Annotated in this window: 19 protein-coding genes; 18 read left to right on the top strand and 1 reads right to left on the bottom strand. The window is 47.5% G+C overall.

Features of this window, described 5'->3' with window-relative positions; translation table 11 throughout:
• Positions 1–16: 16 nt before the first annotated feature.
• Genes RBT11_04380 through RBT11_04370 form a run of 3 tightly spaced genes read left to right on the top strand, consistent with a single transcriptional unit; the run spans position 17 to position 3761 of the window.
• Positions 17–1363 (top strand): HPr family phosphocarrier protein, encoded by a 1347-nt coding sequence (locus tag RBT11_04380; GenBank protein ID MDX9785984.1) that lies wholly within the window; start codon positions 17–19, stop codon positions 1361–1363.
• Between the two features lie 32 nt (positions 1364–1395).
• Entirely contained in the window at positions 1396–2097 is a 702-nt protein-coding gene (gene ispD, locus RBT11_04375) for a 2-C-methyl-D-erythritol 4-phosphate cytidylyltransferase (GenBank protein MDX9785983.1), read from the top strand.
• 56 nt (positions 2098–2153) lie between these two features.
• Positions 2154–3761, top strand: a complete 1608-nt coding sequence (locus RBT11_04370; GenBank protein ID MDX9785982.1) for an FAD-dependent oxidoreductase — start codon at positions 2154–2156, stop codon at positions 3759–3761.
• 24 nt (positions 3762–3785) lie between these two features.
• Here RBT11_04370 and RBT11_04365 read toward each other — a convergent pair whose 3' ends face one another.
• Positions 3786–4235, bottom strand: coding sequence for a DnaJ domain-containing protein (locus RBT11_04365; protein ID MDX9785981.1), 450 nt, complete (start codon positions 4233–4235; stop codon positions 3786–3788).
• Between the two features lie 616 nt (positions 4236–4851).
• Between RBT11_04365 and RBT11_04360 the strand changes: the two genes are divergently transcribed.
• From RBT11_04360 to RBT11_04290, 15 genes are all read left to right on the top strand, one after another.
• A complete protein-coding gene (locus tag RBT11_04360; protein MDX9785980.1) occupies positions 4852–5616 on the top strand; it encodes a DUF2760 domain-containing protein in 765 nt (254 codons plus the stop codon).
• A 62-nt stretch (positions 5617–5678) separates the two neighbouring features.
• The gene (locus tag RBT11_04355) at positions 5679–7505 is read left to right on the top strand and encodes an Hsp70 family protein (GenBank protein ID MDX9785979.1); all 1827 of its coding nucleotides are present in this window, start codon (positions 5679–5681) and stop codon (positions 7503–7505) included.
• A complete protein-coding gene (locus RBT11_04350) occupies positions 7495–10293 on the top strand; it encodes an Hsp70 family protein (protein ID MDX9785978.1) in 2799 nt (932 codons plus the stop codon). The genes RBT11_04355 and RBT11_04350 overlap by 11 nt, the downstream gene beginning before the upstream one ends.
• A 216-nt stretch (positions 10294–10509) precedes the next feature.
• A complete protein-coding gene (gene ispF / locus RBT11_04345; protein MDX9785977.1) occupies positions 10510–11001 on the top strand; it encodes a 2-C-methyl-D-erythritol 2,4-cyclodiphosphate synthase in 492 nt (163 codons plus the stop codon).
• 107 nt (positions 11002–11108) lie between these two features.
• On the top strand, positions 11109–12545 hold the full coding sequence (gene cysS / locus RBT11_04340) for a cysteine--tRNA ligase (GenBank protein ID MDX9785976.1): 1437 nt from the start codon (positions 11109–11111) through the stop codon (positions 12543–12545).
• Positions 12546–12585: 40 nt separating this feature from the next.
• Positions 12586–14580 (top strand): excinuclease ABC subunit UvrB, encoded by a 1995-nt coding sequence (gene uvrB, locus RBT11_04335; protein MDX9785975.1) that lies wholly within the window; start codon positions 12586–12588, stop codon positions 14578–14580.
• A 15-nt stretch (positions 14581–14595) separates the two neighbouring features.
• Entirely contained in the window at positions 14596–16413 is a 1818-nt protein-coding gene (gene uvrC, locus RBT11_04330) for an excinuclease ABC subunit UvrC (GenBank protein MDX9785974.1), read from the top strand.
• A gap of 310 nt (positions 16414–16723) precedes the next feature.
• Positions 16724–17641, top strand: coding sequence for a hypothetical protein (locus RBT11_04325; protein MDX9785973.1), 918 nt, complete (start codon positions 16724–16726; stop codon positions 17639–17641).
• A gap of 134 nt (positions 17642–17775) precedes the next feature.
• Positions 17776–18390 (top strand): GTPase domain-containing protein, encoded by a 615-nt coding sequence (locus tag RBT11_04320; protein MDX9785972.1) that lies wholly within the window; start codon positions 17776–17778, stop codon positions 18388–18390.
• A gap of 25 nt (positions 18391–18415) precedes the next feature.
• Positions 18416–19600 carry a cyclic nucleotide-binding domain-containing protein gene (locus RBT11_04315; GenBank protein ID MDX9785971.1) on the top strand — a complete coding sequence of 395 codons (1185 nt, stop codon included), beginning with the start codon at positions 18416–18418 and terminating at the stop codon, positions 19598–19600.
• Between the two features lie 29 nt (positions 19601–19629).
• Positions 19630–19983, top strand: a complete 354-nt coding sequence (locus RBT11_04310; GenBank protein ID MDX9785970.1) for a PilZ domain-containing protein — start codon at positions 19630–19632, stop codon at positions 19981–19983.
• Between the two features lie 179 nt (positions 19984–20162).
• The gene (locus RBT11_04305) at positions 20163–21062 is read left to right on the top strand and encodes a phosphoribosylaminoimidazolesuccinocarboxamide synthase (GenBank protein MDX9785969.1); all 900 of its coding nucleotides are present in this window, start codon (positions 20163–20165) and stop codon (positions 21060–21062) included.
• Positions 21049–22017 carry a ParB/RepB/Spo0J family partition protein gene (locus RBT11_04300; GenBank protein MDX9785968.1) on the top strand — a complete coding sequence of 323 codons (969 nt, stop codon included), beginning with the start codon at positions 21049–21051 and terminating at the stop codon, positions 22015–22017. The genes RBT11_04305 and RBT11_04300 overlap by 14 nt, the downstream gene beginning before the upstream one ends.
• A 134-nt stretch (positions 22018–22151) precedes the next feature.
• Positions 22152–22814, top strand: a complete 663-nt coding sequence (locus RBT11_04295; protein ID MDX9785967.1) for a TetR/AcrR family transcriptional regulator — start codon at positions 22152–22154, stop codon at positions 22812–22814.
• A gap of 183 nt (positions 22815–22997) precedes the next feature.
• Positions 22998–23612: a cytidylate kinase-like family protein gene (locus RBT11_04290; GenBank protein MDX9785966.1), complete on the top strand. Its 615-nt coding sequence runs from the start codon at positions 22998–23000 to the stop codon at positions 23610–23612.

Below are 23612 nucleotides of genomic sequence, written 5' to 3'. Positions count from 1 at the left end.
CGTGGAAATACGATATATGAACGTTTTGGAAACCATTGCATCATCGGGCGCTAACGCCGCCGAAAATGAATCATGCGGCATTTCTTTCTCCGAAAAGGTCAGAATATTTTCTCATGATTATTTGAAATGTTGCCGTTATATTGCCGCATTTACCACCCCCCAGCATTTTTTCACTAAAAAACTTTATTCCACATTGATTTCTTCCTCTCAACTTCTGGAAGACTTTCTGGATTTTCACGGGGCTAAAAACAGCAAGGATTGGTTTTTTTACCGTGAATTATGTGCGGCTGTTCGCCATCTGGGGGCTGCCGGCTATTCACAGAAACACATCTCCAACCGTCTGGATTTTTATTTTCTTTCGGATACGGACGAATTTGAACGAGAAGGCGCTGAAACGCTTGATTTTTTAACCAATACATTGATGAAGATGGCGCCGGTGATATTGAACGAGGCCAAGCGTCTTAATATTCAGTTGCCGACGGATGACTATAAGGCCGATGATTTTCCGGGGGTTACGACCAGTGAGATGCTCCCTTATGACATTGATGATCTGGATAAGGAAAGTCAAAAAGAAAATATTGTTTATATCGCCAGTGAATTTTTAAATATTGCGCGCAGTTTCGATCAGCTCGGGTTTTATGATCCTTATGATATTCAGGAAATCATGAGCATTATTCCCGACAAGGTAAACGAAGTCAAAATGCGCAGTTTTGAAATGATGGTTCACAATCTGCAATCCCAGTTCGATACCTATGTCATTCATGGCGGATACCTGTTCGGGAATCGAAAAATGAAGCAGCTTCGCGGACATTTTTCCGTTGTTTTTCACCTGTTGCAGGTAATTGGCAGGCTGCTTCATTTTTATGAACGGCATCTTCATGATGCCGGATATAAAAACATTTACAAACAGGTCAGCGACAGGCTGTCGGAACTCATTGATTCTCAAAGACTTTTAGATCGAACCATCAATTACGGACTCTATTATGTTTGTCATTTTCTCACGACCGGTAAAGAATTGGCGCGGGAAATTTTAAATGAAAATATTGAAAAAGGCAGCATAACCGTCGGCATTCCCCAAAAATTGGGTTTTCATAGCCGACCGAGCCTTCTGGTCGCTAAAATTGTTCAGCATTACGGTGGCCATGTGGAGCTGTGCATTGATAAGGACCGGTTTGATGCCAGCAGCGTGTTGGATATTCAATGGGCCGGCGGAAAAATTCAAAAAGAAAATATTATCCATGTCGTTTTTCAAGGCGATATTCGTGCGTTACGGGATATTGAAGTGTTGTCGGAGGTCAATTATGGTGAAGACACGATGGGCAAAGGGATCCCTTTGCCTCAAGAATTAAATTACTTAAAATGATTTTAGTCATATAACGCATTCTTTATTATCTTATGAATTCCGCTGTAATTGTCGCCGCCGGTCAAGGCCTTCGAATGGGAGGGCTGGTACGAAAACAGTTTTTACAATTGGACGGCCTGCCGATTCTATCTCATACGTTGCGTGTTTTTAATCAAAGCCGGGAAACAGATCATATCGTATTGGTAATTCCGGAAAGCGATTTTGATTTTTGCAGACAGGTTGTACTACCTCCCGTTTCACCTAAAAAGCCCATTACGCTGGTTCCCGGCGGTAAGGTGCGGCAGGAATCCGTTTATAATGGGTTAAGAACCATTAATGACCCAACCGGCTTGGTTGCCATTCATGACGGGGTTCGACCGTTTATCACCACGGCGCAGTTATCCGCCTGCTATAAAGCAGCCCGGAATCATCACGGTTGCATATTGGGCATACCGGCCTCGGATACGTTAAAGGTCATTTCGGAAAATGGCGGTATTATTCGCACCGTTGACCGGGCAAATGTCTGGTTGGCACAAACCCCTCAGGTATTTCGATATGATTTGATCCGGCATGCCCATGAGCAGGCACTGGCGTCGGGCATTTTGGGAACGGATGATGCGGTTCTTTTGGAAAAGACCGGCCACCGGATTAAAATGATTCTCGGGAGTCGAAACAATATTAAAATTACCACGCCGGAGGATCTTTTGCTTGCCGAGGCCCTTCTTCAATTGATGAGACAAAACGAAAGTCGCTAAGGCAACCGGCAATTTTATTTTTATGGTTCCAAAACGAAGCGGAAAGGAAGGCTATCATGGATACGCACGAACAAGAATCTGAAAATGCCAATATCATGAAACAGCTTCGAGCGACCTTTGAGAAGCTTCCCAATGAAATTCCCGTTTATCATTTTGTATCTCGTGGCGATGACAGCCTATTTGTTCAGACCAATCGGCAAATCATGCGGGCATTTAGAGAGTTGACGGATAAAATAAAATTCAGGGAATATTTTCTGGACAACGAACTGGCCAAAAAATGGAATGCGACAAGATCGCCAACGCTTTTAATCGCACCCGAAAAATACAAGATTAGATGGCTTGGTGCCCCTTTGGGCGAAGAAGGCCGAACCATGCTGGAAACACTGATTCTGGTTGGTCTAGGCAGCAGTCAATTAAGTGATGAAGCTAAAAAAGTATTAAAAAAAATCGATTCTCCCAGAGATGTTAAAGTGTTCGTGAGCGCCACCTGTCCGTATTGCCCACAAGAAGCGGTCAATGGCGTTCGGGCGGCCATCGAAGCACCGGAAACGGTATCATTGGAAATTATAGATATTCAAAGCAACATCGATCTGGCTGAAAAATATTCGGCCATGAGTGTGCCGCAATGTTATGCCAATGATATTCTGGTAGGCCAGGGAGCTCGGCCCGAAGAGCTTTTTATGGCATCATTGCAAAAGCTGGAGCCGGTGACCGTTTTTATACCGGAAAGCGACGCTGCGCTGGTTGAAACCGATCTGGTCATCGTCGGTGGGGGACCCGCCGGGTTGACGGCCGGTATTTATGCCGAAAGATCCGGTTTAAAGGCCGCCGTCATCGAGCGTGATGCACTGGGCGGGCAGGTGGCCACAACGCCTATTGTTGAAAACTACCCCGGTTTCACGCAAGTCGGCGGCAAAACCCTGGTGGATATTATGGTCAGCCATGCCCTTGAGTATGTGCCGATTTTTCAGGGTGAGGAGGTTTTGAATGTCGCTCCCGGCAATCCCATGGTCGTCACCACCACCCGCCGCAAGTTTCATACCAAGACCCTTCTGTTGGCAACAGGCGCCACCCACAGACTGTTGGGCGCAGAAGGTGAAAAGGAATTTAGCGGCAAAGGTGTCAGCTATTGCAGTACCTGTGACGGTCCTTTGTTTAAGGGAAAAGAAGTGGTGATGGTCGGCGGCGGCAACAGTGCGGTGACGGAGGCCTTGCATTTGCATCATATGGGGGTTCGGGTGACGCTGATTCATCGTGGGGATAAATTGCGGGCACAGGAATTTCTTGCCAGGAATTTATTTGAAAATAAGATCCCCATTCTGTGGAATACTCGGATTCAAGCCATTCAAGGCAAAAAGCAGGTGGAATCCGTGCTTCTCGTCAACACCAAAACCAATGAAACCTCCGAATTTAAAACGAACGGCGTTTTTATTGCGATCGGCTATGAACCGAGCGTGAAACTGGCTCAAAAAATCGGCGTTGAGCTCACGCCTGACGGATTTATCAAGCACGATGGCCATCACCGGACCAATATTCCCGGAATATATTCGGCCGGAGATGTGGAGGGCGGATACAAACAGATTGTTACGGCCACCGGGCAGGGATCTGCGGCCGCCTTGGCCATTTTTGAAGATCTGATCAACCCCTACTGGTTGAAAAAATAGGATTCGCGGAAAAGCAGGGGAGATCTATGGTTTCATCAAGGATTGATAGGCTTCCTGAATTTCTTTAAACCGCTTTTCCGCTAATAGTTTAAACTCATCACCGAGGTGGCTGACCTTGTCTGGATGGTATTGATTCGCCAATCGCCGGTAGGCTTGCTTTATCTCCTCTCCGGAAGCATTCGGCAAGACCCCCAAGATGGTATGCGGGGACTTTTTAAATTGTTTTCCGTTGGTTTGGTCTTTTGACTCGTGCGCTCGACCCGCATCATTTTGTCGGGCGCCTTTCCCGTCATGTTGATCTGCAGACCCGGATTCCATGAGACGTTGCTGAATCCGCTTATACAGATGCCATAGGAACCATATAACGGCGATATCATCAAGCCACCCCCAGCCCGGAATGAAATCCGGAAAAATATCATAGGGGGAGGCTCCGTAAAGGACCGCCAATAATATGAGTAAGACTGTTTTCCACATCGTATGGTGACGGTTACCGGTAACAGGTTATGCTTCTGGATAAAACAGAATGGAGTTTATCCAATACTTGACAGGACTCTGCGCAATTCGGCAATTCCGGCTGATTCGCACAGATGCGACACGGACTTTTTCTAAGATAGCCGATGTCAAAATCAAATCTGAATTGATAACCGGATGCGGGGGATAATAGAGACTCATTGCCGGAACCGGACTCAATCGGTATTGAAGGGATACCGGATAAGAGTTGCTCAGGTGCAATTAGTTCGTTTTGAAAAGTCTTTTTTCCGTATTTTAAGGTCATTACTTTAAATTTTGATATTTGTTCCCGTTGTATTCGGTTCGTTGTCCACTTCCCTGACGCTTGCATCATTTCCTTAGCATGGAGTACCGGCGCAGGTAAAGCCTCAATATCCACTTATTCGCGCACAGCTTTGTCGATACAACAAAAAACGGAAGATGATAGGGGGAGAAGCCGCAAAAGCCCCTTGACAGCAGCATTCGATGTATTTAGTGTCCAAACGAAAACAGGCACTTCCCAATCGGAAGCGGTATGTTTCAACCTCATTCAACACGATAACTGCATGTTATAAAATCTGCTGTGAAGGAGATAGTGATTTTGGATATTTTAAAAATGTTTTCACGCCGCGCTTTTTTCAGAATTATCATTTATTTTTTTCTGCTGGGCGCTTTGGTATTTCTACTCATGTTTTTTGGCATGACGCTCTTGAAAACCGACCTGCCGGGAATGATCGGCATCACCCCTGATTCCGAGCTATTTCCGAAAATCACCCAGCTGCTGGCGTCAACCGAAAAGCATCTGTTTCAGTGCGCGCTGCCGACCTTGGCCATTGTTTTTTTGATTACCGCTCTTTCCCTGTGGATGGGGGTTAGAAAATCGCTCAAGAAATTGATGCCGCTCTCAATTGACAAAAAGCAGGGGCGGACGCTAACACCCAAAAAATCGGATGACAGTGAGCTTCACGCACAAAAGCGCCGCCATGATAAACAGATGTATTTTTATTTAGTATCACTGCTTCAGCGTGAAGGGCGCCTGATCGACTTTATGGCTGAAGATTTGAGCTTGTATGACGATGCGCAAATCGGTGCCGCGGTCCGCGGTATTCACGAAAGCTGCAAAAAAATTATCGATAAATCCCTTGCTCCCAAACCGATCATCGATAAAACCGAAGGGGACGCCGTTACGGTTGAACCGGGGTTTAATCCGGCAGCGATCAAACTGATTGGAAATGTGAGCGGGGAACCGCCATTTCAGGGCATTTTGCGTCATCGCGGATGGCAATCCAAAAAAGAGGAGTTGCCGACGCTATCCGGAACCCAGGATGAAGGAATTCTGGCCCCTGCGGAAGTGGAAATCCAATAATATCTCTTTTATAAACCCGTACCGCCCCAGTCGGCGCCATGAGTTGGAAATACATAACCTAAATGATGGAATCTGAATATATCATCGGGATCGATCTCGGTACCACAAACAGCGTGGTCTCGTATACGAAAGCAAGGTTACAACCCGGTCAAACCCCGGTTGTTCATGTGTTGAATATTCCTCAGACCGTCGGGCCCGGCGTGGTGGAAGAACGGCAGATGCTTCCGTCGTTTATTCTGGCCCCGGGTCCGCATGATGTGCCGCAAGACGCGTTATCGCTTCCCTGGCCCGATGAGGCCGCGTTTACCGTGGGAGAATTTGCCAAGACAAGAGGCGTTGAAATTTCTCAACGGCTCATATCCTCTGCAAAATCATGGCTTTGCCATACGCACGTGGATCGCAATAAAGCCATTCTTCCCTGGAAAGGCCCGGAGGATTGCCCGAAGCTCTCACCCGTGGAAGCGTCCGCCAAAATTTTACATCATATTCGACAGGCCTGGAACCACTTGATGGCACAAAAGGACAACGGGGTCGATGAACGGCTCCTGCTGGAAAACCAGGACATTTTGTTGACGGTACCGGCTTCCTTTGACGCCGTCGCCCGGGAACTGACCGTTCAAGCGGCCCGGTTGGCCGGACTTTCGCATGTGACCCTTTTGGAAGAGCCACAGGCTGCTTTTTATGCCTGGATCGCCGCGTCTGGTGAGTCCTGGCGGGAACAGGTTTCCGTTGGGGATATGATTCTGGTGTTTGACATTGGTGGCGGCACCAGCGATTTCAGCATGATTCGTGTGTCCGAAAGTGAAGGGGAGTTGGCCTTGGAGCGAATCGCCGTGGGCGAGCATTTGCTGGTGGGAGGCGACAATATGGATCTGACCCTTGCCTATTCGCTTTCAAAACGGCTTTCAGATCAGGGAAAACGTCTGGACGCCCGCCAAATGCAAGGATTATGGCATAGTTGCCGAAACGCCAAGGAAAAAATATTGGCCGCCGATGGTCTGGCACAGCACCCGATTTCCATTCTCGGTTCCGGAAGAAGCTTGATCGGGGGCACCCTTCGAACGGATCTCACACGGCAGGATGCCGAATCGATCATTCTGGACGGTTTTTTCCCCGCCTGTGACAGGAGCGAGACACCGAAGGCGCCGCAACGGATCGGATTAAAGGAGATTGGCTTGGCCTATGAGGCTGATCCCTCTATTTCCCGGCACTTGGCGCGTTTTCTAAGCAGGCTGGATGCGCATTTGAAGGCACCGGCCCATCCGACGGCCGTGTTGTTTAACGGCGGCGTGATGAAGGCCGATGAACTGCGAAAACGTGTGTTGCATATTCTCAATCAATGGCAAGATTCCGAAAAAGCCGCTCCGGTCAGGGAAATAGCCGCGACCGATTATGATCTGGCGGTCGCTAAGGGGGCGGCTTATTATGGTCTTGCGCGACGCGGCCACGGCATCCGAATTCGCAGCGGTCTTGGAAAATCTTATTATTTGGGTATTGCCGCGGCCATGCCGGCAGTTCCAGGCATGCCCACGCCCATTCGCGCCTTATGCATTGCGCCATTCGGCATGGAGGAGGGGAGCATGGCGGTTGTGTCTTCCCGGGAATTCGTGCTGGTTGTAGGCGAGCCGGTTATGTTTGATTTTTTGGGTTCCGCAGAGCGATTTGACGATGCGCCCGGTACCATTATCGATGATTGGGAAGGGCAGATCGAACCGATTACGACCTTGGAAACCACCCTGGATGGCGAACTGGGCTCTCTGGTTCCCGTTACCCTGGAAATCGCGGTAACGGAAATCGGTACATTGGAAGTCTGGTGCGCTTCCACGACAAACGATCGCAAATGGAAGCTCGAATTCAACGTTCGAGAAAGGGACAGCGGTGGCGATTGATCAGCGGTACATCATCGGTATTGACCTGGGCACAACCAACTCAGCGGTATCCTATGTGGATTTACAGGAAATCCCCCCCCATATTTCTCAAAAAGCCAAACAACAAGCAATCAAGCTGTTTCGCGTGTCCCAATTAACTGGTCCCGGCGAGATAACCAAGCTTTCCGTGCTGCCTTCCTTTTTATACATTCCGGGGGAGTACGACATTTCAAAAGAAGCCGTTGCGCTTCCCTGGTCGGATTCTCCCGCGCATGTGGTGGGCGCTTTTGCCAGGGACCATGGGATCAAAGTGCCTGCCAGATTAATTTCTTCCGCCAAAAGCTGGCTTTGCCACAGCAACGTGGACCGGCAGGCGAAAATTCTTCCCTGGGGCGTTTCCGGAAATATCAATAAGGTGTCGCCAGTGCAGGCGACGGCCGCCTACCTTTCTCATATTCGCAATGCCTGGAACCACGGCAAGGGAGACAACGACGATCTGTTTTTCGAAAACCAGATGATCATTATTACCGTGCCGGCGTCTTTTGACGAGGTGGCCCGGGATCTGACGGTTGAAGCCGCCGCCATGGCCGGTTTAAAAAATATCACCTTGCTCGAAGAACCCCTGGCTGTTTTTTATTCCTGGCTCATTCGGCATGAACACCATTGGCAAGACTTGGTCCGGCCCGGTGAATTGATTCTCGTCTGCGACGTGGGGGGCGGCACCTCCGATTTTACATTGATCAGCTTGCGGGAGACAGATGGCAGCCCTCGTTTTGAAAGAATTGCGGTGGGCGATCATTTGATTCTGGGCGGCGACAATGTTGATCTCGCGTTGGCCCGCACAGTAGAAATGCGGTTTTCCGGCAAGTCCGCATCGCTTGGCGCGGATCGTTGGAAATCTCTCTGCCATCAATGCCGTCAGGCCAAAGAAACCCTTTTGGATGGCCATGCCGCAGCGGTTAAAATTACCTTGATGGGCGAGGGCGGAAAGCTTATTTCCGGTACCTTGTCCGCCGAGCTGACCCGAAAGGACGTGGAGTCGGTCGTGACGGAGGGATTTTTCCCGTTGGTACCCTCCGGCACGATCAGAAAGCGAACCGAACGAAAAGGCATATCGGAACTCGGTCTTCTTTATGAACCCGAAGCGGCCGTGACCAAGCATTTATGCTGGTTCATTGAGCAACACCGAAACGATATCACGATGGCGCTGCAGCGCGAGGATCCCGCCCCCAACCATATCTTATTCAATGGTGGATCTTTAAAGCCAGATATCATTCAGGATAATATTAGAGAAGCGCTGCGTCACTGGTTTGGTGAATCGAACAAGGGACGTCCCAACGTGCTGGATAACCCGGTTCCGGATCTGGCGGTGGCCTTGGGCGCCGCTTATTACGGACTGGTTAAAACCGGTATCGGTATTCGTGTCGGCTCCGGCAGCGCCCGGGCCTATTATCTTGGTGTGGCCACCCAAACGGATAGTCCGGAAAATACACCCGGTGAAGCCATATGTCTGGTAGAACGCGGCCTGGATGAAGGATCGGAAATTGAACTAAGAGACCGTAATTTTAAGGTGCTGGCCAATCAACCGGTTCGCTTTGATGTCTATAGCTCCAGCTTTCGGTCCGGTGATGCTTGCGGTGATCTGGTAACTGTGGATGATTCGTTGACCCCCATGCCGCCATTGCAAACCGTGATTGAATTCGGAAAAAAGAGCCAGCAAACCGAAATTCCGGTTCAACTCGAAGCGACCTATACCGAAATAGGAACACTGTCGCTCTGGTGCCGCAGTCGAGCGACCAATCACCGCTGGCAGCTTCAATTTCAACTTCGGGACCGAGTGAATGTATCCCCTACGGTGGCCGATACACGCGTGATAGAGGCCTCGATTGTGGATGGGATTCGCCATAAAATCGAACGGGTGTTCTCATCACAAGTCAATCGAAATGAACTTGAGTCGGTTGTCAAGGAGATCTCGCAGACGGTGGGGCATGCAAAAGAACACTGGCCCTTGTCCTTTATCCGTATGCTGAGCGATGATCTGCTTGAATTGGAATCGGCCCGCTATATCGTTGCGGAGCAGGAAAGCCGCTGGATGAACCTCGTGGGATTTTGCATGCGGCCTGGGTTCGGGGACGCATTTGACCCCCAACGGCTTAAAAAACTATGGAAATTCCACAAACAGGGGCCGATTCATTCAAAAAACGCACAGGTGCGCTCCGAGTGGTGGATTATGTGGCGCCGAATTTGCGCCGGGCTTACCGCAGGCCAACAACGGCAGTTGAGTCAGGAACTGACATCCGTACTGATGCCCAAAAAAGGGGCGCGAACCAAGATGCCGGCCCAGGAGGTGCTCGAAATCTGGCTGCTGCTGGCCAACCTGGAACATTTGCAGCCGACCGACAAAACGCGATGGGGTGAGATGCTGCTTTCTGAAATTACGCCTAAGAGGAGCAATCCGCAGATGTTTTGGGCGCTCTCGCGCTTCGGCGCAAGAGAACTCCTCTATGGTTCCGTGGACCGGGTTATTCCACCGGACCAAGCCTTTCATTGGTGTCAAGCATTAATGGATCAGTCGTGGCTTCACGTCCGACCGGTTGGCATGGCAGTTTCTCAATTGGCCAGAAAAACGGGCGACCGAATGCGCGACCTGGCCGATGACCAGTTGACGCGTATCGTCGATTGGATGAAAAGATTTCCGGAGCTATCTTCCTGCCTGCCGTTCGTCACTGAAACAACTCCCTTGGCGGCGATAGAAGAAAGTGCGATTTTTGGAGAGCAATTACCATCCGGTCTCATCCTTCACGATTGACCGCATTGTAAAAATAGAAATATCGCCTCGAATGAGATTTAAGTGAGAATAAAAAAATGAATATGCCGCCATCACCCTATAACCTTGCCGTGATTGGCGCCGGTCGATCGACTATCTGGTCGGCTTTACGTATCCCCCTATTTATGTTAACAGTCTGTTTCTCGCGCACTCCGGCGCGGATGCTTATTGATCAATTCATCGATCGGAAATAAATCTATGCGGGTCGGAACGGGATATGATGTCCATCGGTTGGTTCCGGGACGAAAACTGGTCATCGGCGGTGTAGCCATTCCTTATGAAAAAGGGTTGTTGGGCCATTCGGATGCAGATGTGTTGATTCATGCAATTTGTGACGCATTGTTGGGTGCGGCCGGCTTAGATGATATCGGTGTGCATTTTCCGGATACCGCCCTTGAATATCAGAATATCAATAGTATTCGCTTGCTGGAACAAACTAGAGATATCCTATCTGATCACGCCTATTTGATCGAAAACCTCGATGCCGTTATATTGGCGCAAGCACCCAAAATGTCTCCCCATCGCCTCCTTATGCGTCAAAGAATTGCGACAGCGTTGGGGGTGAACGAAGATCAGGTCAATATCAAGGCGACCACGACGGAAGGGCTTGGTTATATCGGAAAAGGTGATGGGATCGCCGCCATGTGCACCGTACTGATTCGTCGGCGGGAACCTGATAACGAGACTTGATTCAGCCACAACTCAGCTTATATTTTGTAAACATTTAAAATCAATTTAATCCAAGCGCATCGTATGGCCGAACAGGATGCTGAGGGTTACTCGATAAGGAAAAAAGAATGTCGATCCGTATTTATAATACGCTTACCAGAAAAAAAGAACATTTCGAACCGCTTCAGGCCGGAAAGGTCTCCATGTATGTCTGCGGACCGACAGTCTATGATAGTTGCCATATCGGCCATGCGCGATCCGCGGTTGTCTTTGACGTTATCATTCGATATTTCGAAGCTTGTGGATATGATGTGACTTATGTCCGGAATTTCACCGACGTGGACGATAAAATTATTCAGCGGGCACAGAAACTCAATACGGATTACAAAATTATCGCGGAAAAGTACATTGCTGAATTTTATAACGATATGGATGCGCTCTATGTGCGACGAGCGACCATCGAACCGAAAGCCACAGATCATATCGCACATATTATCCATATTATCGAAGCCTTAATAGAAAAAAACTTTGCCTACAGGATTGATGGCGATGTATTTTTTTCAGTGAAGTCCTTTGACGGCTATGGAAAACTTTCGGGCCGGAAGTTAGAGGATATGGAAGCCGGTGCTCGGGTGGATGTCGACACCCGAAAACACAATCCGTTTGATTTTGCACTCTGGAAAGCTGCCAAACCCGGGGAGCCATTTTGGGAAAGCCCATGGGGAAAGGGCCGGCCCGGCTGGCATATCGAATGCTCGGCCATGAGTTCCTCCTATCTGGGGCAAACCTTTGATATTCACGGCGGAGGAAAGGATTTGATTTTTCCCCATCATGAAAATGAAATTGCCCAATCCGAAGCCGCCAACGGCAAACCCTTTGCCAGATACTGGATCCATAATGGATTCGTTAATATTGATCATGAAAAAATGTCCAAATCCCTTGGAAATTTTTTATTGATTCGCGATGTATTGAAATCCTTTCACCCGGAGGCGGTTCGTTTGTTTCTCCTGTCCAACCATTACCGAAGCCCGGTTGATTTCACGGGAAAAGCCATGGAAGAAGCCGATAGTGCGCTGGATAAAATATACGCCCTGCTTGAGCGAGTTGAAAAAGAGTTGCCCGGTGCGATAAAGCAGGCCTCCGATGCCGACATTTATTGGCAGCGATTTAAACAGGCCATGGATGATGATTTTAATTCCGCGCTGGGCATCGGTATCCTTTTTGAGGCTGTTCGCGCCATCAACCGTCTATTGGATGAAAACAGGGGCACTGACGCGGTGGATCATATTGAATTTGTCGAAACCGCCGTTTTTGAAATAAAACGAATGGGGAATGTGCTCGGGTTGTTGACTGAATCGTGGAACGATTATTTTAGCAAAAAACGGGAACGAGCTCTTACCGAAACAAAGATCGACCCCGTTAAAATTGAAACGATGATTCAGGAGAGACAAGCAGCGCGAAAAGCCAAGGACTGGGCAAAGGCGGATCAAATCAGAGACCGGTTGGCCGAATTGAAGGTGACCATAAAGGACGGTCCCGAAGGTACGACCTGGAAGGTTGATTAACCCCAAAACGCGATGGCCAGAAGAAACTCTGAGAACCTTCATGCCGTTATTCGAACTTACCTCGCCTTTTACACCCAAAGGCGATCAGCCCGCCGCTATCGCCGAACTCAGCCGCAGTATATTATCCGGTGAAGCGCACCGGGTATTGTTGGGCGTGACCGGCTCGGGGAAAACCTTTACCATGGCACATGTGATTGCCTCTGTTGAAAAACCGGCCCTGGTGATCGCCCCGAATAAAACCTTGGCTGCGCAGTTGTATAACGAGTTTCGGTCGTTGTTTCCATTTAACGCCGTCGAATATTTTGTCAGCTACTACGACTATTATCAACCGGAAGCCTATATTCCCGCCAGTGATACCTACATTCAGAAAGACTCTTCCATCAACGAAATGATCGATAAGCTGCGGCACAGCGCGACCAGATCCGTTCTGTCGCGTCAAGACGTGATCGTGGTGGCCAGCGTGTCGTGTATTTACGGCTTGGGTGCCCCGGAAGACTACCTGGGCATGCGCATCAACCTTAAAACCGATGGGGAATTAAGCCGTGAAAAACTCCTTCGCGGCCTGGTGGATATGCAATATGAACGAAATGATGTTGATTTTCACCGGGGAACTTTCAGGGTACGGGGAGATCGCGTGGAGATCTTTCCGGCATATGAAGAAGACAAGGCGTTACGGATCGAGTTTTTTGGGGATCAGATCGATTGCCTTGCCGAGATCGATCCGCTTAGGGGAATTGTTGTAAACCGGATGGCAAAAGCAACCATTTTCCCGGCAAGCCATTTTGTTACGGACAAGGCCACCTTGCGCCGTGCCATAGACACCATCAAAGCCGAGCTGAAGGATCGGGTGGCCTATTTCGTTTCACAAAAAAAATTCGTGGAAGCGCAACGAATCGAGGAACGAACGAATTTTGATCTCGAAATGATGCTGGAGCTCGGGTATTGTAATGGCATTGAAAATTATTCCCGCCATCTTACCGGCCGAAAGCAAGGCGAGCCCCCGCCCACCTTGCTAGAGTATTTTCCCGACGACTTTATTGTATTTCTTGATGAAAGCCATATTACCGTGCCGCAGTTGGGCGCTATGTACAAAGGGGATCGCTCTCGCAAATCAACATTGGCGGAATACGGCTTCAGATTACCGTCCGCTCTGGACAACCGGCCATTGATGTTTGAGGAATTTCAAGCGCGGGTTTCCCAGACCATTTATGTTTCGGCCACGCCGGCGACATATGAGTTAAGCAGATCAGCCCATCCGCCCGTGGAGCTGATTGTTCGGCCCACAGGGCTTTTGGACCCGCTGATAGACGTCCGGCAAGCCACCCATCAGGTGGATGATCTGTATGAAGAAATTTTGCGATGTACCCGTAACAGAGCACGGGCGCTCGTGACCACCCTGACCAAGCGCATGGCCGAGGATTTAACGGAATACTATGCAGACCTGGGCGTTCGTGTGCGCTACCTGCATGCCGATGTAACGACACTGGAGCGAATGGAGATTATTCGAGATCTGCGAATCGGCGTTTTTGATGTTCTGGTGGGCATCAATTTGCTGCGAGAGGGATTGGATATTCCCGAGGTGTCGCTGGTGGCCATACTCGATGCGGATAAGGAGGGATTCCTCCGATCCGCGCGCTCACTGGTTCAGACTTTCGGCCGAGCGGCTCGAAATGTCGAGGGGCGAGTGATCATGTATGCGGATCGAATGACAAACGCTATGAAACAGGCAATGGAAGAAACCGAACGCAGACGAAAGACGCAAATGGTATACAACCTCCGGCACGGCATTACGCCGGCGACTATTACCAAACCCCTGGGCACCGCCCTTGATATTTTTTACAAAGCGGAGCCGATTGAAAAAACAGGTGTTTCCGAGTCTATTAGTCCATACGACTCAAAAGAAAGTATTGAAGAAACGATTCTGGGACTGGAGAAAGAAATGCATGCGGCCGCCAGGGATTTAAATTTTGAACAAGCGGCTGTTCTTAGGGACCGGATACACGAGTTGAAAAAATTGATGGTGTTTGAACTTTGATAAGGGAATCGCAGGGTGTCCGAAAGTTTTAGAGAAAAACTGTTGCATGTATCCAAGGGTCCCGGTGTCTATCTGATGAAAGATACCGAGCAGACCATTCTCTATGTCGGCAAGGCCCGTAACCTGAAAGCCAGACTTTCCTCCTATTTCGTCAATCAAAGCCAAACAGATATCAAAACAGTCGTTCTCATCTCAAAAATTGCGAGTTTTGACACCATTGTCACTGCCACGGAACAAGAGGCGCTGATTCTTGAATCAAACCTGATTAAACAATACCGCCCGCGCTATAATGTTATTTTGAAGGATGATAAGCGCTATCCGATGATACGACTCGACACCACGAACCCATACCCGAATCTGACGATTGTCCGTAAAACGGCAAAGGATGGCGCACTGTATTTTGGCCCTTATTCCTCAGCAAAGGCCGTTCATCAGACGCTTAATCTCATCAATAAAACCTTTCAACTTCGAAAATGCGGGAAATCCAAATTTAGCAATCGATCCCGGCCTTGCTTGAATTATCAAATGGGACGGTGTTTAGGGCCCTGTTGTTTGCCTGTTGATGCAGCTGCCTATGACGATATGGTGCATGAGGTGGTTTTGTTCCTTGGTGGTCGCACACCGGATCTTATTCGAAAAATAAGAGCGGCAATGACAACGGCCGCCGGTGTTCAAGATTTCGAGAAAGCCGCCGTGCTGAGGGACAAGATGTATTCCATTCAACACATCACGGAAAAACTCGTGGTAGTCACACGTGATCAAAAGGACAGGGATGTGCTTGCCCTTTCGCGCACGCCGGATTTATCCGTCATGACCTTATTGACCATACGCAGCGGGTATATGGTGGGCTATCGTCACTTCGAATTTCAGGAAACGATCGCCACCGATGAGGAGATGGCGGCTGCCTTTATCCGGCAATATTACGAGCAAGCCCAGCAAGCACCGGAGGAAATACTTCTTTCCATTGCCATTGAAGAGGCCCCCTTGCTTGAAAACTGGTTAAAGGACCAAAAAGGAAAAAAAATCAGCATCCTGTGCCCTCAGCGAGGCGAAAAATGGAAACTCGTGCGCATGGCGAAAGAAAATGCGGATAACCGGCTAAACGATCTTCGAATGGCCGCCACATTCGAAAAGGAGTTGCTCTATCGACTTCAACAACGATTGAAATTGAAAAGGTATCCAGCTCGAATCGAATGCTTCGATAATTCGAACACCTATGCATCGAATCCGGTTTCGGGAATGGTCGTCTTTGAAAACGGAAGGGCCAAAAAATCTGACTACCGGAGCTATAAGCTTCGCACGGTTGCAGCGCCTGACGATTATGCCGGTATGGCTGAGGTGTTAACCCGACGATTCGATAAAAAAAACGATTTGATGCCCTATCCGAATCTCCTGATGGTAGACGGCGGCAAGGGGCAACTGCAAATCGCCTGCAGTGTACTGACGTCACTAGGGCTTGAAAATGATTTCGATATCCTGGGCATTGCAAAAAAAGATGAAAAACGAGGGGAAGTTAAAGATAAGATTTTTCTGCCGGGCCGTGCCAACCCGGTCAATTTCGGCAGGGAAGAGGATCTGCTTTTGTTTCTGCAACGAATCCGTGATGAATCGCATCGATTTGCCGTATCCTTTCACCGGCGGCAACGGGGGAGTACGGCTATCGAATCGATTTTGGATACGGTTCCGGGTATCGGGAAAAAGCGAAAAGAGGCTCTGTTAAAAAAATTCGGCAGTATTGCAGAAATTCGCACTGCTTCCAATACAGCGTTGTTATCTGTGCCGGGCATGAATCGTGCGGCAATCAAAACGTTGCGTAACACCTTGTCGGATTGACATAACCAAGAAAATCGGACCGCTATATTCCAGAATAGCGTCTTTTTTCACACAACAACGCGCATTCCCGGTATCATCGTCGATCATTTTGGACGATATTTGTCGTAACGCCACAAAATTATTAAAAAATAACTAAAAATGGCGCCGATGAGCCAGAGAGAATCTTGGCTTTATTATGTTTGAAATCAGTGTTATAAGTAAGGTATCTTCTTGACATCCGAGTTAAAAACGGAAAAACTGACACCGTTTTAACACATCGATCTTTATCCGGTAAATAGGCGTGCAGGCCAGTCGCATTGGAGATGAGCGAATGGATATTAAAACGGGACTTGAAAAAGAATTGAAATCGGCGGAACTATACAAGTCGCAGGGCCTTTACGTCGAAGCTAGGAAGGCCTACGATGCAGCCGTCAAAATTATCGAGGCCCATCCCCAAATTAAAAACAGGGAAAACCTTCTCTCCGCCATGGTGCAGAGGATCGATGAGCTTGAAGAAACATTTGAGAAGGTCGAAGCTGCTCCATTGACGCATGAAATGACCCCTCAGGTTCAATCGCTGATTAAAAATCTCTTTACATTTTCCAACAAAGAAGATCCGGACAACGCGGCACTTGATGGCGCCATAACGCTGGCAAAATTCGGTCAGATCGAGCGGGCCATTTTTGAACTCGGCAATTTGCTTGAAAGAGATTCAGTTCGAGTGGCTGCGGCTAAAAATATACTTCGGTGCTACCAGCTTCTTTCAAAACCGCAGAAAGCCGAAGAAATGTATCGCGAATGGCTTTCCAATTCGTTTTTTTCGCCCAAGGATCTCGAACAGGTTCGTTTGTTTCTGGATAAGCTTATTGCGAAAAACGAAACAGGCGCTTCGATAATTGACCCCGCCCTTCTTGATACCCAAAGAACTCAGCCCATCGTATATGGGGAAGCCCCCAATGAATTGGATATCGGCTCTGTCATAATTACATTGGACAGCGGGCCGCTGCAAGGAAAACCCATCGAGCTGGATGTTCGTTTGCAGGCCGGCAACATCGTCAGCGTGATTATTGAAAGCAAGGAGAAGTCTCTTCTTGATAACTTAAGCGTGGGATTCCGTTTGACGAATATACAATTCAATTCGACGGTCGCAATCTTTCGTGGGGACGGCATCGTGTCCGCCAAGGCCCGGATTGACTCCGGTCCCAAGAGGGGAGCTTATCATCTGGATATAAAGATTGCGCAATCATAGACGACTCAACAAAATATCAGGATGAAGATGATGATCAAATAGCACCCATCCGCAAGTAGTTTGATATCAGTTTTTATGTGGGGTTTACAGAGGGTTTGGTTCTATCGCATCGCAATTGAGACGGAGTAGGCTTTATGGCAATTTTCAACATGAAAAAAAGAGAAATCGAGTGTAAAATTGTATATTATGGACCCGGCCGTTGCGGCAAAACCACCAATCTTGAGCAAATTTTTAAATCGTATAAAAAACAGATCTCAGGAGAAATGGTTTCAATTAACACCGAAGGTGATAGAACACTGTTTTTTGATTTTCTTCCCATGGGGTTGGGAAAAATTCGTGATTGTGAGGTTCGGGTGCAACTTTATACGGTGCCCGGCCAGGTGAAATATAAATCGACGCGGAAACTTGTGCTCAAAGGCGTAGACGGCATTATTTTTGTCGCCGACTCACTCATCGTCCGACGCGAAAGCAATATGAAATCGCTGAAAGATCTTCACGAAAATCTAAAGGATTATGGATTAAGTATTTTTAAAATACCGCTTGTAATGCAATACAATAAGCGCGACCTCGAAAAGCAGGGTATTCCATTGATGCCTATTGAACAGATGGAGCGAGAACTGAATCATCAGCTCAAGGTTCCAACTTTTCCGGCGAGTGCGGTTTCGGGTGACGGCGTCGGCAAAACGCTTCTGGAAGGGTTGAAACTTACCCTTCAACATCTTCAAAAAGAGCTTAAATGGGCGAAGTAGACGCGTTGTACAGACGAGACGGTATATGAAAAATATCGTATTTTCCGGAAAGCTTGAATTCTTGAATCTCGCGGAGTTAATCCAATTGATCGGGAATAACGGATCGACCGGAATCCTGGAGATTCGGCATTCAGCCGCCTCTGCGCTGGGTGTTATCTATTTTTTAAATGGAAATCCGGTCGATGCGCATGCCGGAAAAGCCAGGGGGTTACCGGCTGTATACGATCTTTTTGGATGGCAATCGGGCGAGTTTTTTTTTAGCGAAGAATCCGCAAGAAGACATAAGGTCATTTCGAAAAACCGGATGGAAATTATTTTAGATGGCCTTAGAATGGTTGACGACGGGAAAACTAAAATTTTAGGGGTACGCTCTGTGGACACACATTTATCTCCTTTATCCGTATCACATGACAAAATGCTGGAGGTCAAAGGCCCACTCGTTGATTATATCTATGTGGTGGATGAAGAATCCTTTCTGGATGGTCAAATTGTTGCTGCAGAGGGCAAGCACGGCAGTTGGATTTGGGTAGTGCTCGAAGGAATGGTGGACATCGTAAAAGAAACCAAAAGGGGACCCGAGGTGATTTTAAGGCTATCCGAAGGTGCTTTCGTCGGCAGCTTCGCTTCTTTTTTGCCGGGAGATCACGTCCGTAGTGCAGCCGCTATCGCCAAGGGCAATGTTCAGCTCGGGGTTCTCGATGCGCCTCGTCTTGCCGGTGAATTTGCTAGCCTTTCCCCCACATTTCGTCGAATTTTAATCAGCCTTGACAAACGACTCAAAGAAGTGACCAGCCGTTTGTTGGAAATTCGTGAAAAGAAATTGGATGGTCTTGAAGTACCGAAAGGGCTTGAGCCCTTTTCATTGGATGGAGAAAGAAAGGACAAGCTGTTTTTCATTAAAAAAGGACAACTCGCAATTGTTCGCCACACGGATTATGGCCATATTCAGCTTGCCAAGCTTGTAAAAGGGGATATATTCGGCTATCTTTCATTTGTTCAGACCGGTCATGAGCCTTTTTCCGCCGCAGTGTATGCTTCTTCCGATCTTGAAGTCACCGAGATAGATGAAGAGGCACTTCAGGTTGAATATGCAAAACAATCAAACACGTTGAAAAACCTTCTTGAGCACACAATCGCTTGTACGACCATCACGACACAATTGGTGATGGATGCTTTTTTAAAAGCAAAGAGTGGCACGGGAAAGCGTTGAAACAAAAAAAAGGAGGCGCTTGAAGCGTTATGTCCATGCCTAACAAAAGAATATCCGGTCGTCTCGACTCTCTGAATTTGTCATATATCCTGTTAAATGAAGCGGATCAGATTATTCATCAAGGGATGGGCCGCACGCTGAATCTGTCTGCAAAAGGCGCATTTTTAGAGACATCTTTCAATATTGCGTCGAATCATATCGTTGTTCTTTCCATCGGGCTTGCCGATGAGCTTATAGATATAAGAGGGAAAGTGGCGCACAGCCGTCCACTTGAAAAAGGAATGTTTGGAACAGGTATCGAATTTATCGACGTATCGGATACCGAGCTCGAAGCGCTGAAGCGGTTTCTTGAAACGCACACCCATCATTTTATCGAGCCATAAAAGATTTATTGTTTTCCTTCGAATTAACAGTGCCGTTTGGCGATAATTGCGTTAAGTGGCACAACTCTGATTTGCCTTGATCACTCAACTATTTCGTTTTATAAGTCACGACGCGTTGAACTGAGGGGTGTTATACCTTTTAGCGCATTTCTTCCTCAAAAAAAAAGGATGGATAAGTTATGGTGAGCCAAGCAGTAATAGAGACCGATTTTCCCGATTTACCGCTCATTAAAAAAGGAAAAGTCAGGGATATATATGACATGGGAGATAGCCTTCTGATGGTAGCCTCGGATCGAATCTCAGCCTTTGATGTCATCATGCCTGATCCTATTCCGGACAAAGGAAAAATTTTAACTCAAATTTCCCTGTTTTGGTTCGATATCATGCAGCCCCTTGTAAAAAACCATGTAATAACAAGCGATGTTACTAAATATCCGAGGTGTTGCAAGCCTTATGCGGATGCCCTTGCGTCGCGGAGCATGCTGGTCAAAAAGGCGGAACCGCTTGCCATCGAATGCGTCGTCAGAGGGTATCTTTCGGGTTCAGGGTGGAGCGCCTATAAACAAACGGGAAGTGTCTGCGGTATTAAGCTGCCCTCCGGTTTAAAGGAGTCGGAACAGTTGCCAACCCCCTTATTCACCCCGTCTACCAAAGCGGAACTCGGCGAACACGATATCAATATCGATTTCAAAGAAGCCGCTCGCATTGTCGGGAAATCCGTTGCTGAAAAAGTGCGCGCGTTAAGCCTTGCGATTTATCAAAAAGGCGCTGAAATAGCGGCTGCCAAAGGAATAATCATTGCGGATACAAAATTTGAATTCGGCATGTTGAACGACGAATTGATTCTCATTGATGAAGTGCTTACGCCGGATTCCTCGCGTTTCTGGCCCAGTGCCTTCTATCAGCCAGGTAGCGGTCAAAAAAGTTATGACAAACAATATCTCAGGGATTATCTCTTGTCTCTTGACTGGGATAAAACCCCGCCGGGACCGCCATTGCCCAAAGAAGTAATTGAAAATACGCGCGCCAAATACGTGGAGGCGCTAAAAGCGCTGACGGGCAGAAATGATGTCGTTTGATGATATTCAAATCGTCTCCTTGTCCCGAATCAATTTGGATGAGGAGACTTATCGAATTACAACCGACAGACAAAAGAACGATATATCGTTATCCATAAGTTGTGTCGGAATGATTAATCCTCCCATATTGCTGCCGCGAGATGGCGCATATATCATTGTGTGCGGTTTTCGCCGTGTGCTTGCAGCCGCGCAATTGCGCTGGACAGATTTGCCGGCCAAGGTTTTGGATTCGAACATCTCTCACTTAGCATGCATCCAACTTGCTATCGCCGACAATGCCGGTCAAAGACCGCTTAATCCTGTTGAGGCTTCCAGAGCCATCAACTTGTTGATCTCATCGATCAGCGATAGCAAGGAGTTGATTCGAATATCGAATGCGCTCGGACTACCTGTGAACGACCGTCTCATTGAAAAGATGGTGCCGGTTTGTCAATTGTCTCTGGAGATTCAAGAAGGCATCCTATCAAACGATATTTCTTTGTCCGTCGCGCTGATGCTGGCTGCGTTTGACCCGAACACTGCCAAAATGTTCGCGACTCTGTTTAACAGGTTGAAAATCAGCCTGAGCAAGCAAAGAGAAATAATTACATTGATGCAGGAAATCTCACTTAGGGAGGATCGTTCTATTCTTTCGGTCTTAAAGGACGAGGCCATCCAATCCGCATTGAATGATTCGAATCTTGATCGCGCCAGAAAAACCGATATGATTCGAACCTATCTGAAACGAAAACGTTTTCCAGCCATCACGCAGGCAAAAACTGCCTATGAGATCCTGCTCAAGTCCCTACAGCTCGGCCATACCGCAAAATTAATCCCGCCACCGGATTTTGAAGGCACCCACTACACACTCAATCTGTCTTTTTCAAATCCACACGATCTAAAAAAACATATAAAAACCATAGATCGCCTTCTATCCCATCCCGATTTTTGTAATCTTATCGACTCGACAAAATAGACATTATTCCCTCGGCAACCTACTAACAACCTGAATATTTGGATAAAACAAATTGTTTTGGGGCCATTCGCTTGACAAATTTAAATACATATTTTACATAGTATTTTAAGAAATAAATACAGTTCATTATTTATATGGGCATACATGAAAGAAAAAAGCGCGAAAAGGAACACCGGCGCCAACAAATTATGGTTGCTGCCAAGAAGCTTTTTGCGGCCAAAGGATTTAGCCGAGCGACAATCGAGGAAATAGCAACAGAAGCAGAGTTAAGCCCTGGAACACTCTACTTATATTTTAAAAACAAGGACGAACTTTTTGCCGCACTGTCCATTAAAATCCTAAAATATCTCATTGCGCGCCTGGAAAAACTATGTTCTGAGACCGAGCTTTCCCCTGATCTGCGACTTATAGCGTTAAAAGATGTGTTATACGATGCCTGCGCCTTCGATTCTTGGATACTAATCAATACGTTTCGTCTTCAGGCAAGCGATATGCTTAGAAACTTAACCGATGAGCTTGTTGCGGAGATCGATGCATACACATGCAGAATTGTCAGTATCATGGCCGATATTTTGGCAAAAGGCATTGTTTCCGGCGTATTTATCGACCGACCGGCCAATAGCGTTGCCTCCGTACTTTGGGCACTTTTTTCGGGCGCGGTTCTGTTTGATGAAAGTCAACGTGGCGACCACGAGCAAAGCCGTGCCCTGCAAACATTAGACAGCGCCTTTGAGATTTTTTCACGTGGTATTAGTCGGATGGAGCCAGTGACTTCAAAAACAATTCCCGGATTGTAACCGGAAGCGACAAGACCCGTTTGCATCTTCTTATCTTATCGCCCCCCAATGATCAGATGCTGCTATTCAGCATGATTTTTTTTTGATCTATGCAAATTATCATGATAAAGGAAAAGCATGGCGTTATTCTAACGCCGATAATAATGTTGAGCCGGTGTGTTTTCAACTACGAGGAGGAGATATATGGGGGTTGTGACCATTTCACGCCAATTTGGGGCGGGTGGATTGACATTGGGAAAAATGATCGCCCAAAAAAACGGATACACTCTTTTTGATAGTGAAATTTTGACGATGGTTGCGGAAAAGGCCAAGGTCTCGACTGATTGGGTAAAAGCAATGGAAAAAGAGGCAGGCGGCACATTTCAGAAAATTTTATCCGGATTGGTGTCCAAATCACTTGTAGATCGAATCCTATCGGATGAACATGGGTACATTGACGAAGTAATATATGTCGATCTTCTTGATAAAATTATTACAAAAATAGCGGATGAGGGAAATGCCGTTATTATCGGTCGCGGAAGCCAGTATATTTTAAAAGAACGCAAAGGCGTCATTAGTGTGTTATTGGTCGCCGAAAAAGACGACCGAATCGAATTTATTGAAAATAAATATAACCTCTCACACAAACAAGCGTTGCAATCGATTCTTACAGAAGATAAACGGCGAAGTGGTTTATATAAGAAATTTGGAAAAGAAGACTACGATGAGCCCGGACTATATGACATGGTTATTAACACAAGCAAGGTGGATCTTAAAACCGCGTGTGATCTGGTTTGCCAACTGGTGGCCGCATTATAA

Source organism: Desulfobacterales bacterium (genome assembly GCA_034003325.1).
Lineage (GTDB): Bacteria > Desulfobacterota > Desulfobacteria > Desulfobacterales > JAFDDL01 > JAVEYW01.
The sequence above is the reverse complement of the archived record's forward strand: the minus strand, read 5'-3'. Positions and strand labels throughout refer to the sequence as shown.